We start from the raw sequence: 14,714 nt of genomic DNA, 5'->3' as shown, positions 1-14,714 counted from the left end.
CCCCATCCCCTTGTCTCCTCATCCCCTTGTCACCTTGTCCCCTTGTCGCCTTGTCTTCTTGTCCCCAAAGTTTTCCTAGCTTTCGATTTACTCGGACGGATGGATTTACGTTTTTTAGGTTTCTTTTGGGGTAGTAAACTAGTAATACCTTTTTTTTTAAAGCGCTTGTAAGCGGAATTTGACCAATCACTGATAGAATGACTCATCGCACCTAGTTCTAATCCGATAAACAGCGCTAAGAATCGGGTTGAGTGAAGGTTGATTATTTCTAATATATTTTTAGCTACTTCCTGCCAGTTCAAACTCATATTCAGTAATTTTTCGGCAATAAGTAAAATTAATATTCCCACGATTGAAACTAAGCCGCATAAATAAATTACCCGCAAAGTTGTACCGATTAACGGACCGTGGGATAAAAAAGAACGATGACGAAGACTTTTTTGATAGGGAAGCCAGATAAAACGCAAATAACCCCAACGTTGAAACTGAATTGAGTAAATATCCAGGTCGGGACCAAACATCAATCCCCCAAACATAAACCCAGCAGCAATCAACAAAGTTATACCACTACTGCGAGTCTGCCAATAAGTGGCAACCACAATAAACGGTAAAGCCCAAATTGTAATGCGATCGTGAGTTTGACCGGAGGGCATAATTTAAGATTGGGAATGGGTAATTGGTAATTAAATCAGTGAAATCAGCGTAATCCTTCTTAATCCGTGGTCAGTAATTAGAAGGTCAGGATTTCTCCAACGCCCGAATCATAACCAATAAACTGACATGATACAAGATATATTTAGACCGTTACCCGTGAATCCGAATCAAGATAAATCATCCGCAAAAAATATTTTTTGCAAAACACTAGCTTTATACGAAAAAGTTTGCTATATTATTTTCTTGTGAGCCAAAACGGACGATTAGCTCAGTTGGTAGAGCGCCTGCCTTACAAGCAGGATGTCACTGGTTCGAGTCCAGTATCGTCCATTTATGAAATTCAATTTTGATTGTTTAGTTTGTGGTTTTAGTGTATATCGACAAACTGTAGGTTAATTGATGCAAAAAAAACGCCCTTGCTGAATTGTCGTATAAATTCAAAATGTAGAGACGCGATATATCGCGTCTCTACAAGGGTTTTGAAATTACTGCTTACTATTTAAGGTGAGGATAAATTCCGTCCCTTCTCCCAAAATTGAATTGCAAATCAATTTTCCACCATGAGTTTCTTCGACAATTTGTTTAGCTATAGCTAATCCTAATCCCGTACCTTTTCCAACTGCTTTAGTAGTAAATAAGTGGTCAAATATTTTCTGTTTAAGTGATTCACTCATCCCTTTACCGTTATCAGCGATTGAGATTTTTACTTGATTATTTGCAATTGATGTTTTTACAGTAATTTTGTTAGGATTGGCTTTAATTGCCTCAAAACTAAGTCCATTATTCGCCTCATCTAAAGCATCAATAGCATTGGCGAGAATATTCATAAATACCTGATTTAATTGACCAGGGAAACATTCAATTTCTGGTAAGTTACCGTATTCTGTAACTACTTCAATTGCTGGACGTAGTTCATTAGCTTTAAGGCGATGTTTCAGGATTAAAATTGTACTATCTATACCTTCATGGAGGTTAAATGGTACTTTATAATCTCGATCGGCACGAGAAAAAGTTCTTAAACTGGTACTAATATTTTTTAACCTTTCACAAGCCATTACCATTGCATCTATCATTTTTGGTAAGTCTTCTAGACTGTAATCAAGGTCAATTTCTTCAGCGTGTTCAATAATTTCTGTAGTGGGATTAGAAAAAGTTTCTTGATATAAATCAAGGTGTTCGGTAATATCATTAAAAGCGGGTTTAGCTTGTTTAAGACTTGCCGAAATAAATCCTAAAGGATTATTCATTTCATGAGCTACTCCGGCGACTAAATTACCTAATGCTGACATTTTTTCGCTTTGAACTATTTGTAATTGAGCTTGTTGTAAGTCTTCTAATGCTTGTTGGGCTTGCTGATAAAATCTGGCATTTTCTAAAGAAATCGCAGCTTGGGAAGAAAGTAGTTTAATTACTTGTAATCTTTCTTGAGTAAATACTCCACTGGTAAGTTGATTTTCTAGATACAAAATCCCGACTAAATGTCCTTGATTAATAATTGGGGTGCATAATGCACTTTTTGGTTGATGAGTGAGCATATAGTCACTAATCATTCCAGGTATCTCGGTTTGGCAATTATCTACGACTATTGTTTGTTGAGTATTTTTGACATAATTGATAATTTTTATAGGAATAACTTGACAGATTTCTAGTAATTGTGAATCAAGAATGGTTTGTATTTGGGCTTGAGGATTAATAAAAGTAATTGCTCGTACTTCCCAAATATTTTGCTGGGGAAGAATTAATACGGATTTTTTGGCACCGGAATTTTCTAAAATAATTTTGGTGAGACTAGTGAGAAGTGGTTCTAATTCGATGCTGCTAGAAATTGCTTGGGCAGCTTTGAGGAGCGAGGAAAAATCGAGCAATTCAGAAATATTGGTGCTGCTATTTGTGGAAGTATGACTAGATGAAGATGTGCGAGGAAAGGCAATGGTACCAATTGTTTCCCAGGGATTGAGGGTAAGTTGTCGCTGTTCTAAGATGGGTTTGAGTAGTTGGGGATAACGTTTTTCTAAATCATCGGTTTTGGCTTTAGCTCCCCATTTGGCATAGCAATAGTATGCTTCTTGCATATAAGCTTGGGCAACTTTTTCTTTACCCCAATTGAGATAAAATTTGGCAGTGAGTTCGTTGGCTAGGGCTTCTTCTTGGATATAGCCGTTTTCTTTGGCTGCCGATATGGCTTTGTCGTACAATGTTGCTGCATCTTGATACTTACTTTGAACACGTTTTTGTTCTGCTGTAATCAAAAGATATTTATGGCAATATATAGTCGGAGAATGTTTTGACCATTTGTAAATTTTTTGTTTACTTTTAGCTAGTTTCCGTAGAATTATTCGTTTTTCTTGTATATCAATAGTTGGGTAAACTGCTAAATAAACTAAACTTTCATAAAAGTGAAATACTCCTAAAGAAGCTAAACCCGTACCTGCTTCTAAATAGGGAGCAGATGCTTGAGTAGTTGTATAAGCATATGTATAATCTGCAAATAAATAGCTGAGAAAAACCTGAGCAGTCATTGCCATTGATAAACCAGTACCATCTTTTGACTGCTGTTGTTGAGCTATATTTTCAGAAGCTTTGTAACTGTTTCCTTCTAAACGGGATGGCTCGGCAGCATCTCCGAGTAAATTCAAAACTACTTGATGCCAAATACTAGTATAAAGAAATGGATTACTTTGCTTGAATTCCAGTGCAGATTTTTTGTGGGCATCAATTTCTTGATTCAATTGTAATAGTTCATCTCCGATGAGGAATTTATGACAAGAAAATATTAGCAAACACCAAGATGCATATTCTAAATCTCCAGTTTCTAAACCATTAGTATAACCAGTTAGTAGAGGAGAAATGGTATCACCTAAAGGTTCATGCCAATGATATACAAAACAGTAAACCATGAATAGAGTTCGACAACGAATTTCTTTGGCATGAAATTTATCTAATAATTCGAGTGCTAATTGAGCAAATTGATAACCAGTTTCAATATCTTGTAAAACTCCAGCTAAAATTAATCCATACCAAGAGTAAGCAAAGGCTGATAAATTTGTATTACCATATTTTAATGATAATTTTACTTGTTCCAAAACTGTCAAAGGCAATAAATCAGGACGAGCAATATAAGTTGTAGATAAAACACTTGATAAAATTTGCATTGCTGCTTTGGGCTTTGGTTGATTCATGTTGGGTAAATCAATCAAGTGCGGAGTTTTTTTACCGATTAATTTTAATTTTGTTTCTGCTAATGTGAGCAAAACTTGAAGTTGATTGGGGTGATAGGGTAGAGAAATACCAAGTTGTTTGAGTACATCTAATGCAGTGTCAATTGCTTGTGGAAGGCAATTTTGTGCTTGGAGACAAAAAATTTGCACTTCGTAAACTTTGATTTTGTCTTCTAGGGATTTAGCTTGTTGTAAAACAGGTTCAACCCACTGTGATAAATCTGCATACTCTCCTAATAAATAACTACCTTCGGCAGCCGCTTCGTATAAACGCAGAGTTAGCTGATAATCATCTTCCCAAGCTTTTTCCCCCATCAGTTGAATTCCGGTACTAGCATAAGTCAGCACACCTTTGTAAGCTGTTGCGGCTTTTGCTTTTTGTGCAGCAGCAAGATTTAGTTGCGCGATCGCAATTTTTTCTTGGGTGTCTGTAATTAATGAGACTGCAAGGTTGAATTGACCGACAATATCAAAAATTTGCTCGTTAGTTTGTGATAGGGTAGTATGATTATCTTGATCTACAACCGACTGTCGCATCAACCGTCCAATTTTGAGATGAGTTATCTGTTTCTGATTCTGGGGAATTAATCCATAGGCTGCTTGTTGGACGCGATCGTGAAGAAACCGATAAACGACATTTTGATTATTCTTCTGATGATTATCTTTTTCCTCATTACCCAAATAAAATTTGTATACTTCACTTTGAGGTAAAACCAGTCCAGATTGTAAAGCTTTCCACAGCGCATCGGCTGCATCTACAGATGATTGTTCGGAGATAATTGCTAAGGTGTCTAAATCAAATTGATTACCAATACAGGCAGCTAATTTAAGTACCTGTTGTGTTGCTAATGGTAATTTTTGTAGTTGAGTCGCCATAAACTCAACCACATCGGAAGTTAAAGATAAAGCATTAATTTGAGCAATATCACATTCCCAACCACCCTGAACAGTAGAATTAAACCGAATCAGTTTATCTTCGTGTAAAGCTTTGAGAAACTGGGTAGTAAAAAAGGGATTTCCTTGGGTTTTGCGAATAACTAACTCTGTCAAAGGATGTGCAAGCTCAAATGAACAACACAAGCTATCAGCTACCAAGCAATTTGTATTCTCAAAGGAAAGCGGTTTAAGAGTGATTGTATTAATTGTTGCTTTTAACTGCTTCAATTCTTCAACCATGAGTATAAAAGGGTGCATGGGAGAAACTTCATTATCACGATAAGCCCCCAGCATTAATAAATAACTTTTATCCCCCATTAATAATTTAATCAAGTTTAAGGAAGTAGAATCAGCCCACTGTAAGTCATCCAAAAATATGACTAATGGATGTTGTTTATTAGTGAATATTTGAATAAATTTTTGCAATAATAAATTAAACCGATTTTGAGCAGCAGTTCCGGAGAGTTGAGTTACTCTGGGTTGTTCCCCGATAATATATTCTAACTCTGGTATAACTTCAATTAAAACCTGTCCATTCTCTCCTAGAGCGTGTAAAATTTTATTTTTCCAATTCAACAATTGAGTATCACTTTCACTCAATAATTGTCCGATTAAATCTCGTAAAGCTTGCACAAAAGCTGATAGGGGAATATTTCGATTAAATTGGTCAAATTTACCTTTGATAAAATAACCCCGTTGTTTAACTATAGGCTTTTGAACTTCGTTAACTACGGCAGTTTTACCAATACCAGAAAAACCGGCAACAAGCATTAATTCGCTATTTCCTTGGGATACTCTCTCAAATGCTGCTAGTAAAGCTTCTACTTCCTGTTCTCTACCGTATAATTTTTCGGGAATAATAAATCTATCACAAATATCTCGTTTACCTATTTGAAAATCTTCAATTTTACCTGTCTCTTGCAGTTGCTTTAAACAATTTTCTAAATCATGCTTTAATCCCAATGCACTTTGATATCTATCTTCGGCATTCTTTGCCATTAATTTGTGGATAATATCATCCAACACTTGAGGAATTTTCCTACCGTTTACTGCTAACTGTTGACTGTTAATTGAAAGAGGTATTTTGGCAATATGAGAATGCACCAATTCCATAACATCATCAGATTGAAATGGTAATTGTCCCGTCAATATTTCGTAAAACGTTACTCCTAAAGAATAGAAATCACTACGATAATCTATACCCCGATTCATTCTCCCTGTTTGTTCTGGAGAAATATAAGCAAGGGTTCCTTCTAAAATATTAGGACTTTTAATTTCTTGAGTTTCTCTTGGTAGTAATGATGCAATACTAAAATCGATTAATTTAATTTGTTTGGTTTGGGGATTAATTAATATATTGGCTGGTTTAATATCTTTGTGAATGATTCTTTGTTGATAAAGTATCTGTAAAATATCACATAGGGATATGGCAATTGATAGAAATTCTTGTAGAGACGTTATATCATGAGACGTTATATATAACGTCTCTACATTTGTAAAATAATCTTTGAGAGATATTCCCCCCATATCTTCCATTATCAATGCATAACTGTTTTGATAAGTTTCGAGATTATAGGTTTGGATGATTCCGGGAAAGTTGAGGTTTTTGGTGATTGTGTACTGGTTACGGAATTGCACGAGTTCGTTGAAACTGGGATAGGGATTTTTTAGCAGTTTAATGACTACGGGTAATGAATCAACTTCTCGAATTGCACGATAAACTAGGGTTCTAGAACCGTCGTAAAGTTGTTCGCTAATTTGATATCCGTGAATATTAATGCTGGTAGCCATCATATTGCTTTTTCCTTACTGCCTTTATATGAATGCACTTATTGTTCCCAGATAAGCAAATCAAGTTACTAATTTAGTCAAAAGTTTACAGAGGAATTTCAATTATAAATTCAGTCCCTTTCCCTGGAGCCGAAATACAGTTTAAGTTACCTCCATGTTGTTCTACCACAATGGAATAGCTAATTGATAATCCTAAACCTGTGCCACTACCTACAGGTTTTGTAGTAAAAAATGGCTCAAACATTTTATTTTGTACTGTTTCATTCATCCCCATACCGTTGTCGATGATGTGGATAGAAACATATTTTTTTTGTTGAATTTGAGTACGTATTGTAATAGTTGGTTGGTGATTTAAATTTAATTCTTTTAAAGCATCAATGGCATTAGTGAGAATATTCATAAATACCTGATTTAAAGCTGATGGATAACAAGTAACCAAAGGTAGTTCGCTGTATTCTTTAACGATGGAAATTTCTGTATTGTTACGAGTATTTTGCAAGCAATGCTGTAAAATTAACAGGGTACTATCAATTCCTTCGTGAATATCTACTGATTTAACTTCAGCCTCATCTAAACGGGAAAAATTACGCAGTGAAAGAACTATTTGGCGGATACGCTCTGCTCCTATTTCTATAGATTTCAAAAGTTTTTGTAAATCATTCACCATAAAATCTAGTTCCACATCAGCAATTTTTTTTTCAATTTCTGGTATTGGTTGTGGGTAGTTTTTCTGATATAAATTATTTAATTCAATTAAAGATGTCACATATTCACTCGCTGGTGTCAGGTTGCCATAAATAAAATTAATCGGATTATTAATTTCGTGGGCAATTCCAGCAACTAATTGTCCCAAACTGGACATTTTTTCCGCTTGAATTAATTGGGCTTGAGTCGCGTAAAGTTTTTCTAAAGTTGATTCTAATTGAGTTGCTTTTTGTGTTACTTCTTGGGTGCGTTCCAACACTTTTTGCTCTAAACTATGAGAATACTCTGCTAATTGGTGGTACAACTGGGAATTTTGTAGGGAAATGGCAGCTTGAGCGGTGAGCAGTTGAATCACTTGCAGACGATCGCTTGTAAATGCTTCTGTGGTGAGATTATTTTCTAAGTACAGAATGCCAATGAGTTTTCCTTGTTGGTTGATGGGAGTACACAATACGGATTTGGGCTGGTGATTAATAATATAACTATCCCCTGCAAATTTTACTGAATTACTTAAATGATCAAAAACAGCTACCTCTTGCGATCGCATCACCGCGTAAATCACACTTTGGGGAATTTCCTGATATTGTTCGAGGGGAATATCTAATCTTTGAGTCTTTTGAGAATCAGCTTTGGTCACTACCAACCATTGTTTATTTTGCTGTAAAATTAAATATCCCTTTTGAGCCCCAGCATTGGCGATCGCAATCTGCATTAAAGTGCCTAAGAGTTTGTCTAATTCGATTTCTCCTGATATTGCTTGTGCGGCTTTCATCAATGTTGGCATATCTAACCAAAAATTTTGGCTGCTATTACTGGCACTTAAAGTTCTCATCAGAGTTGAAGTGATGGTTTCGCCATCGGTAATCTCAACATTAGGGGCTTGAAGAATTGCTGCTAATAGTTGGGGATAATTCTGTTCAAGGTGGGCTATTTTAGCTTTTGCTCCCCATTTGGCATAACAGTAGTAAGCTTCCTGTATATAGCTTGTGGCGATTTTTTCTTTACCCCAATTGAGGTAAAATTTTGCAGCAAGTTCGTTTGCTAAGGCTTGTTCTTGCAGATAATTGTTTTCTTTAGCACCAGTAATAGCGCGTTCATATAGTTCTATTGCTTGAGAATATTTACCCAATACCCGAAAATATTCCGCTTCGACTAAGTAAAATTTGTGTAAATGGTTACTTGGAGCCAAGGTAGCAAATTGCTGAAGTTTTTCTTTATGTTGCAGAATTCGGCTTTCCTGAAGAAACCCAGTTTCTGTTGAGGAAATTGCTAATTGGGCTAACGAATCGTAGAAAGGTAATAAAACACTGACAAATAAACCAGGAACACCATCTAAATATTGTTCCACAACAACGGCTTGTGCAATAGCTTGCTCGTAGTTTCCAAACAAGTAGCAGAGCATCAATTTGTTAATTTTTAAATGATAAACAGCAGGGCGATCGTTCACTTGCTGGTGTTGAGGTAACATTAAATCCTCATTGTAAGCATCACCGACTAAAATTTCTGGATTCTGATTACGTCCAAGTAAGTTTAAAACTGCTTGATGATAGACTTTTTGATAATTGAGGGCTGTAGTTTGTTTGCATTGAGCGATCGCAATACTATAGGTAGCTAATTCTTGTTCTAATTCTGTTAGTTCTTTACCAGCGCAGTAAGAATGGAAACTATAGCTAAATATACACCACACTGACCATTCCAAGTCTCCCGTTTGCAATCCGATTTGATACCCTTCTAATAAAGGTTTTAGGGTTGTATGAAGCGGGTCTTGCCAATGTCTGATACAATCATTGAATATCGCTGTAATTTTGGCAGCAAGTTGTGGGGCGGAAAACTTTTCCATTAATGTTAAAGCCAGTTGTCCGAATTGATAACCCCGAATAGTAGCACCTGTAAAGGCAGAGAGAATTAAACCGTAAGTTGCATAAGCAAAAGCTGATAAGGGCGTATTACCATATTGAACAGATAAGTTGACTTGCTGACAGGTTGTTAGAGGTAGCATCGAAGGAAAACCATTGTAAACAGCCCCAAACATACTAGAAAGAATACCCATGGCAGCCTGAGCGCGTTTATCTGTCATCATAGGTAGATTAGTTAATTCTAGTGGGTTTTTTCCTGTTAAGATAGCGTCAGTTTCTCCCAGAGCTTGAGCGATATGTTCAGGATTGGGGTTAGCAGGTAAATTTATACCTAATTGATGGAGAATAGTTAAAGCTGTGTCTATTCCTAAGCGCAATTGATTCTGAGCAACACAAGCTTGGATTTTTGTTTCATAGATAGGTACAGTATCTAGTATATCTTGAGCTTGTTGTAGAGCAATTTCAGCTAGTTGTTCCATCTGCTCAAAATCAGTATTGAGATAGGCAACTTCAGTTGCTTCTGTGTAAATTGCCAGCATCAAGTTATAATCTTGTTGCCAATAATAGTTTGCCAGCAATCTTCTAGCTATTTGATAATACTGTGTAGCTGCACTATAGGCTGTGGCATTTTTAGCTTTACGTGCAGCAATTAAAGTCAATTGAGCTAATTTTTTTTGTTCTTGCGGTTGTGTAATTAAATCAATACCTAATTTGTATTGATTAACCAAATCGAAGATTTTTTCTTCCAGTTGTGCTTCAGGAGTATGCTCAAGTAATAACTGTCCTATTTTCAGATGTGTTGCTGCTTTTTCGTCTTCCGCAATTAAGGAATAAGCTGCTTGTTGAACGCGATCGTGCAAAAATTTATAATTAATAATCTGATTATTAGTTGCAATATTATGATCTATTGTTTCTCCAACATAAAACTTGTAAATTTGACTTTGTGCCAAAATCAGTCCTTCTTGTAGAGCTAACCATAATGCTGTGGTTATTTCGATTGTAGATTTTTCAGCAATAATTTCTAATGTATTTAAATCAAATTGATTGCCAATGCAAGCTGCTAATTTGAGGATATGTTGGGTAGTTTCTGACAATTTCTGCAACTGAATCGTCATAAATTCCACTACATCATCCGTGAGTGCAGCTTCTCTAACTCGCACAATATCGCATTGCCAATATCTGGCTTGATAATCAAAGTTAATTAATTTATTTTGATAGAGTGCTTTGAGAAACTGGGTAGTAAAAAAAGGATTTCCCTGAGTTTTTTCTGCAAGTATTTCTGTTAAAGGTTTTGCTAAATTAACAGCACATTTGAGTGTATCAGCAATCAAGTTGTTGAGACTAATTTTGGTTAAATGTTTGAGAAGGATGGTATTGATTGTTGTTCCCTTTTTGCTGATATCATCCAAAGTCAAAATTAACGGATGGGCTGCAAAAATTTCATTATTTCTATAAGCACCAATAATTAGTAAATATTCTGTTTCCGCTTCTGTCATTAGTAGTTGAATGAGATTTAAAGAAGCTAAATCTGCCCACTGTAAATCATCCAAAAACATCACCAAGGGATGCTTAGCTTGAGTAAAAACTTGAAGAAACTTTTTAAATAGTAAATTAAACCGATTTTGAGCAGCAGTTCCTGATAGTTTCGATGCAGGTGATTGTTTTCCAATGATGCTTTCTAATTCCGGAATTACATCAATAATAACTTGTGCATTTTCTCCTAAAGCGTGTAAAATTTTATTTTTCCAATTCAACAATTGAGTATCACTTTCGCTCAATAATTGTCCGATTAAATCTCGTAAAGCTTGCACAAAAGCTGATAGGGGAATATTTCGATTAAATTGGTCAAATTTACCTTTGATAAAATAACCCCGTTGTTTAACTATAGGCTTTTGAACTTCGTTAACTACGGCAGTTTTTCCAATACCAGAAAAACCGGCAACAAGCATTAATTCGCTATTTCCTTGGGATACTCTCTCAAATGCTGCTAGTAAAGCTTCTACTTCCTGTTCTCTACCGTATAATTTTTCGGGAATAATAAATCTATCACAAATATCTCGTTTACCTATTTGAAAATCTTCAATTTTACCTGTCTCTTGCAGTTGCTTTAAACAATTTTCTAAATCATGCTTTAATCCCAATGCACTTTGATATCTATCTTCGGCATTCTTTGCCATTAATTTGTGGATAATATCATCCAACACTTGAGGAATTTCCCTACCGTTTACTGCTAACTGTTGACTGTTAATTGAAACAGGTGTTTTAGCAATATGAGAATGCAGCAATTCCATAACATCATCAGATTGAAATGGTAATTGTCCTGTCAATATTTCGTAAAATGTTACTCCTAAAGAATAGAAATCACTACGATAATCTATACCCCGATTCATTCTCCCTGTTTGTTCTGGAGAAATATAAGCAAGGGTTCCTTCTAAAATATTAGGACTTTTAATTTCTTGAGTTTCTCTTGGTAATAATGACGCAATACTAAAATCGATTAATTTAATTTGTTTGGTTTGGGGATTAATTAATATATTGGCTGGTTTAATATCTTTGTGAATGATTCTTTGTTGGTAGAGTATCTGTAAAATATCACATAGGGATATGGCAATTGATAGAAATTCTTGTAGAGACGTTATATCATGAGACGTTATATATAACGTCTCTACATTTGTAAAATAATCTTTGAGAGATATTCCCCCCATATCTTCCATTATCAATGCATAACTGTTTTGATAAGTTTCGAGATTATAGGTTTGGATGATTCCGGGAAAGTCGAGGTTTTTGGTGATTGTGTACTGGTTACGGAATTGCACTAGTTCGTTGAAACTGGGATAGGGATTTTTTAGCAGTTTAATGACTACGGGTTGTTGATCAATTTGTCTATACCCTCGATAAACCAATGTTTTGTAACCATTGTAAAGTTGTTCGCTAATTTGATATCCAGGAATATTAATGTTGGTAGCCATCATACTGCTTTTTTTCTTACTGCCTTTACATGAATGCACTTAGTATTCCCGTCGGAGGCTAATAAATTTAATTACACAATAAAAATTTTGATAGTAGAATAGTTTTCTTATTAAGCCGAAACATATAGGGGACAATAACTTGAACAGTTGACAGTTATCAGTGGACACTTGACAGTCCCGGAGCAGTGTATGGTGGGAGATCAGATAGGGAGTATATCAATAGATAACTGTTTACCGTTTACTGTTTACAAGCTAAGCTAAATTAAGTAAGCGTTTTTGGTGGAGAAAATATAGTGGACGGCAGAAAATACGCTCCAGCAACCCAGCGCAACCGCGAACCGATTCTGCAAGTACTTTTAGAAGTTTTACCACCCACTGGTACGATTTTAGAAATTGCTAGCGGTACAGGAGAACACGCTGTATATTTCGCTCCTAAATTAAAACCTCGAAAGTGGATTCCTTCCGATGCAGATGCTTCTGCTCGTGAAAGTATATCAGCATGGATCGAAGATTCCGAGAGCGACAATCTCTATCAACCCCTCGATATTGATGCAAGTCAGCCGATTTGGAAAGTAGAAAAGGATCTATTCTCGGAAATATCAGATATGATTGCGATCGCGAATATCAATATGATTCACATTTCACCATGGTCTGCGACTCTTGGATTAATGGCTGCTGCTGGTCGTATTCTTCCACCCGGAGGTATACTCTATTTATACGGACCCTACAAACAAGCTGGAAAACACACCGCACTTTCCAATGCTGATTTTGATGAGTATTTACAAGAACAAAACCCGGAATGGGGAGTACGTAATTTAGAAGATGTTGTAGAAGCAGCCAGCAATCATCATCTCACTTTACAAAAAACTTATCAAATGCCAGCGAACAATCTTTCGGTAGTATTTCAAAAGGATAAATAAAGGTCAAAGCTCAAAGGTTAAAGGTTAAGATTTCTCTAGTGAGGTTAATGCACTAACTCCCAACTCCCAACTCCCAACTCCCAACTCCTAACTCCTAACTCCTAACTCCTAACTCCCAACTCCCAACTCCCAACTCCTAACTCCTAACTTTTTATGGCTGATGTAAACGGTACTTGGCTGGGAACTTATTGGCAACAAGGAAATCCGACTCGCTTTGAAGTTGTACTCATGCAAAGCGGTAATAGTTTGACTGGAAATATTTTAGATGATGGCTATTTGGGAGAAGCTAAGTTAAGCGGTGAAGTGATAGGTCGTCGTATTAGCTTTACAAAACGTTATTTTACAAGTTCGCCTGATGCGGTGGAATATATTGGTACAATTTCGGAGGATGAAGATTATATCCAAGGACAATGGAAAATCAATAGGTGGGATTCTGGTTCTTGGGAAGCTAGACGTAGTGGTGAGTTCTTAAGCTTAGAAATTGCCAATAAAGCAGAAAAAAAAGTACCTCTAACTACTCGTAAGTAGTCCAAGTCGGTGGACTATGTTTGTCTAGCCCCAGACTTCCATTTTGAGAGATTCAGCAAAAATGGAGATAAGGAGACTCGAACTCCTGACGTCCTGCTTGCAAAGCAGGCGCTCTACCAACTGAGCTATATCCCCATTTACAGTTATCTTATAATTTAATAATTACGAAAATTATTATAACTGATAGTACCGATTTGCGAAAGCTATTTTAACAAAAAATTATTTAAAGCTGTTTTATTTAAGATATACGGATAATTAAATCTAAAATCTAAAATCTAAAATCTAAAATCTAAAATTATTATGTCTGTCATAATTGCCACATTATATAAGTTTGTCAAATTGCCAGATTATGCTGAAAAACAACAACCTTTATTATCCGTTTGCGAAGCACAAGGGATAAAGGGAACTATTTTATTAGCTCAAGAAGGTATTAACGGGACGATTGCAGGTTCTCGTCAAGGGATTGATGGGGTTATGGATTTTTTGCATTCCGATTACCGTTTTAGCGATTTAGAATATAAACAATCTACCGCTGAATCTCCACCATTTCAAAGGATGAAGGTACGGCTAAAAAATGAAATCGTGACTTTGGGTGTACCGGAAGTTAACCCCAGCGAACAAGTGGGAACTTATGTTAATCCCCAAGATTGGAATCAAATTATTTCCGATCCGGAAGTAACGGTAATTGATGCCCGCAACAATTATGAAGTAAGTATCGGTACGTTTAAACGGGCGGAAAACCCGCAGACTGAATCATTTCGTGAGTTTCCTGAATATATTCATAATAATTTAAATCCTGATAAAAATAAGAAGATTGCGATGTTTTGTACTGGAGGTATTCGCTGCGAAAAAGCAACTTCTTATTTGATTTCTCAAGGATTTGCACAAGTTTATCATCTCAAAGGTGGGATTCTTAAATATTTGGAAGAAGTACCAAAAGAACAAAGTTTGTGGCAAGGTGAATGTTTCGTTTTTGACGAACGTATTGCCGTGCGCCATGGATTAGAACCCGGTTCCTACGATATGTGTATGAGTTGCGGACATCCAATTTCTGAGGATGATAAAGCTTCACCAAAGTACGAAGAAGGAATTTCCTGTCCCCACTGTTTTGATCATCTCACCGAAGAGAAAAAAGCC

The 14,714-nt window shown here is 36.0% G+C and carries 6 protein-coding genes and 2 tRNA genes; 4 read left to right on the top strand and 4 right to left on the bottom strand.

The features are described from left to right. Nucleotides 1-29 precede the first annotated feature (29 nt). Nucleotides 30-653 carry a metal-binding protein gene (locus IQ247_RS27425; RefSeq protein ID WP_193924811.1) on the bottom strand — a complete coding sequence of 208 codons (624 nt, stop codon included), beginning with the start codon at nt 651-653 and terminating at the stop codon, nt 30-32. A 258-nt stretch (nt 654-911) separates the two neighbouring features. On the opposite strand from IQ247_RS27425, the gene IQ247_RS27420 reads away from it, so the two are divergent. Next, nucleotides 912-984 (top strand) — tRNA-Val (locus tag IQ247_RS27420). Between the two features lie 155 nt (nt 985-1,139). Here the strand turns inward: IQ247_RS27420 and IQ247_RS27415 are convergent. Both IQ247_RS27415 and IQ247_RS27410 read right to left on the bottom strand, forming a co-directional pair. Then, nucleotides 1,140-6,599: an AAA family ATPase gene (locus tag IQ247_RS27415; RefSeq protein ID WP_375341254.1), complete on the bottom strand. Its 5,460-nt coding sequence runs from the start codon at nt 6,597-6,599 to the stop codon at nt 1,140-1,142. 85 nt (nt 6,600-6,684) lie between these two features. Then, a complete protein-coding gene (locus IQ247_RS27410) occupies nt 6,685-12,129 on the bottom strand; it encodes an ATP-binding sensor histidine kinase (RefSeq protein WP_375341253.1) in 5,445 nt (1,814 codons plus the stop codon). 293 nt (nt 12,130-12,422) lie between these two features. On the opposite strand from IQ247_RS27410, the gene IQ247_RS27405 reads away from it, so the two are divergent. Then, the gene (locus IQ247_RS27405) at nt 12,423-13,049 is read left to right on the top strand and encodes a DUF938 domain-containing protein (RefSeq protein WP_193924808.1); all 627 of its coding nucleotides are present in this window, start codon (nt 12,423-12,425) and stop codon (nt 13,047-13,049) included. Nucleotides 13,050-13,202: 153 nt separating this feature from the next. After that, the gene (locus IQ247_RS27400) at nt 13,203-13,577 is read left to right on the top strand and encodes a hypothetical protein (RefSeq protein ID WP_193924807.1); all 375 of its coding nucleotides are present in this window, start codon (nt 13,203-13,205) and stop codon (nt 13,575-13,577) included. Between the two features lie 62 nt (nt 13,578-13,639). On the opposite strand, the gene IQ247_RS27395 is transcribed toward IQ247_RS27400, so the two are convergent. Further along, nucleotides 13,640-13,712, bottom strand: a tRNA-Ala gene (locus IQ247_RS27395). A gap of 165 nt (nt 13,713-13,877) precedes the next feature. Here IQ247_RS27395 and trhO point away from each other — a divergent pair. Beyond that, nucleotides 13,878-14,714 (top strand): oxygen-dependent tRNA uridine(34) hydroxylase TrhO (gene trhO / locus IQ247_RS27390; RefSeq protein ID WP_193924806.1); only part of this gene is annotated, 837 nt, incomplete at its 3' end.

The organism is Plectonema cf. radiosum LEGE 06105 (assembly GCF_015207665.1).
Taxonomy (GTDB): domain Bacteria; phylum Cyanobacteriota; class Cyanobacteriia; order Cyanobacteriales; family Nostocaceae; genus Rivularia; species Rivularia radiosa_A.
Note: the sequence above shows the minus strand (reverse complement) of the source record. Positions and strands in the feature narration are given on the sequence as shown.

Bases quoted from the DNA above. Each gene is read 5' to 3' on its own strand.
- IQ247_RS27415 (WP_375341254.1), bottom strand. From the start codon at position 6,599: ATGGCTACCAGCATTAATATTCACGGATATCAAATTAGCGAACAACTT.
- IQ247_RS27400 (WP_193924807.1), top strand. From the start codon at position 13,203: ATGGCTGATGTAAACGGTACTTGGCTGGGAACTTATTGGCAACAAGGA.
- IQ247_RS27410 (WP_375341253.1), bottom strand. From the start codon at position 12,129: ATGGCTACCAACATTAATATTCCTGGATATCAAATTAGCGAACAACTT.
- IQ247_RS27425 (WP_193924811.1), bottom strand. From the start codon at position 653: ATGCCCTCCGGTCAAACTCACGATCGCATTACAATTTGGGCTTTACCG.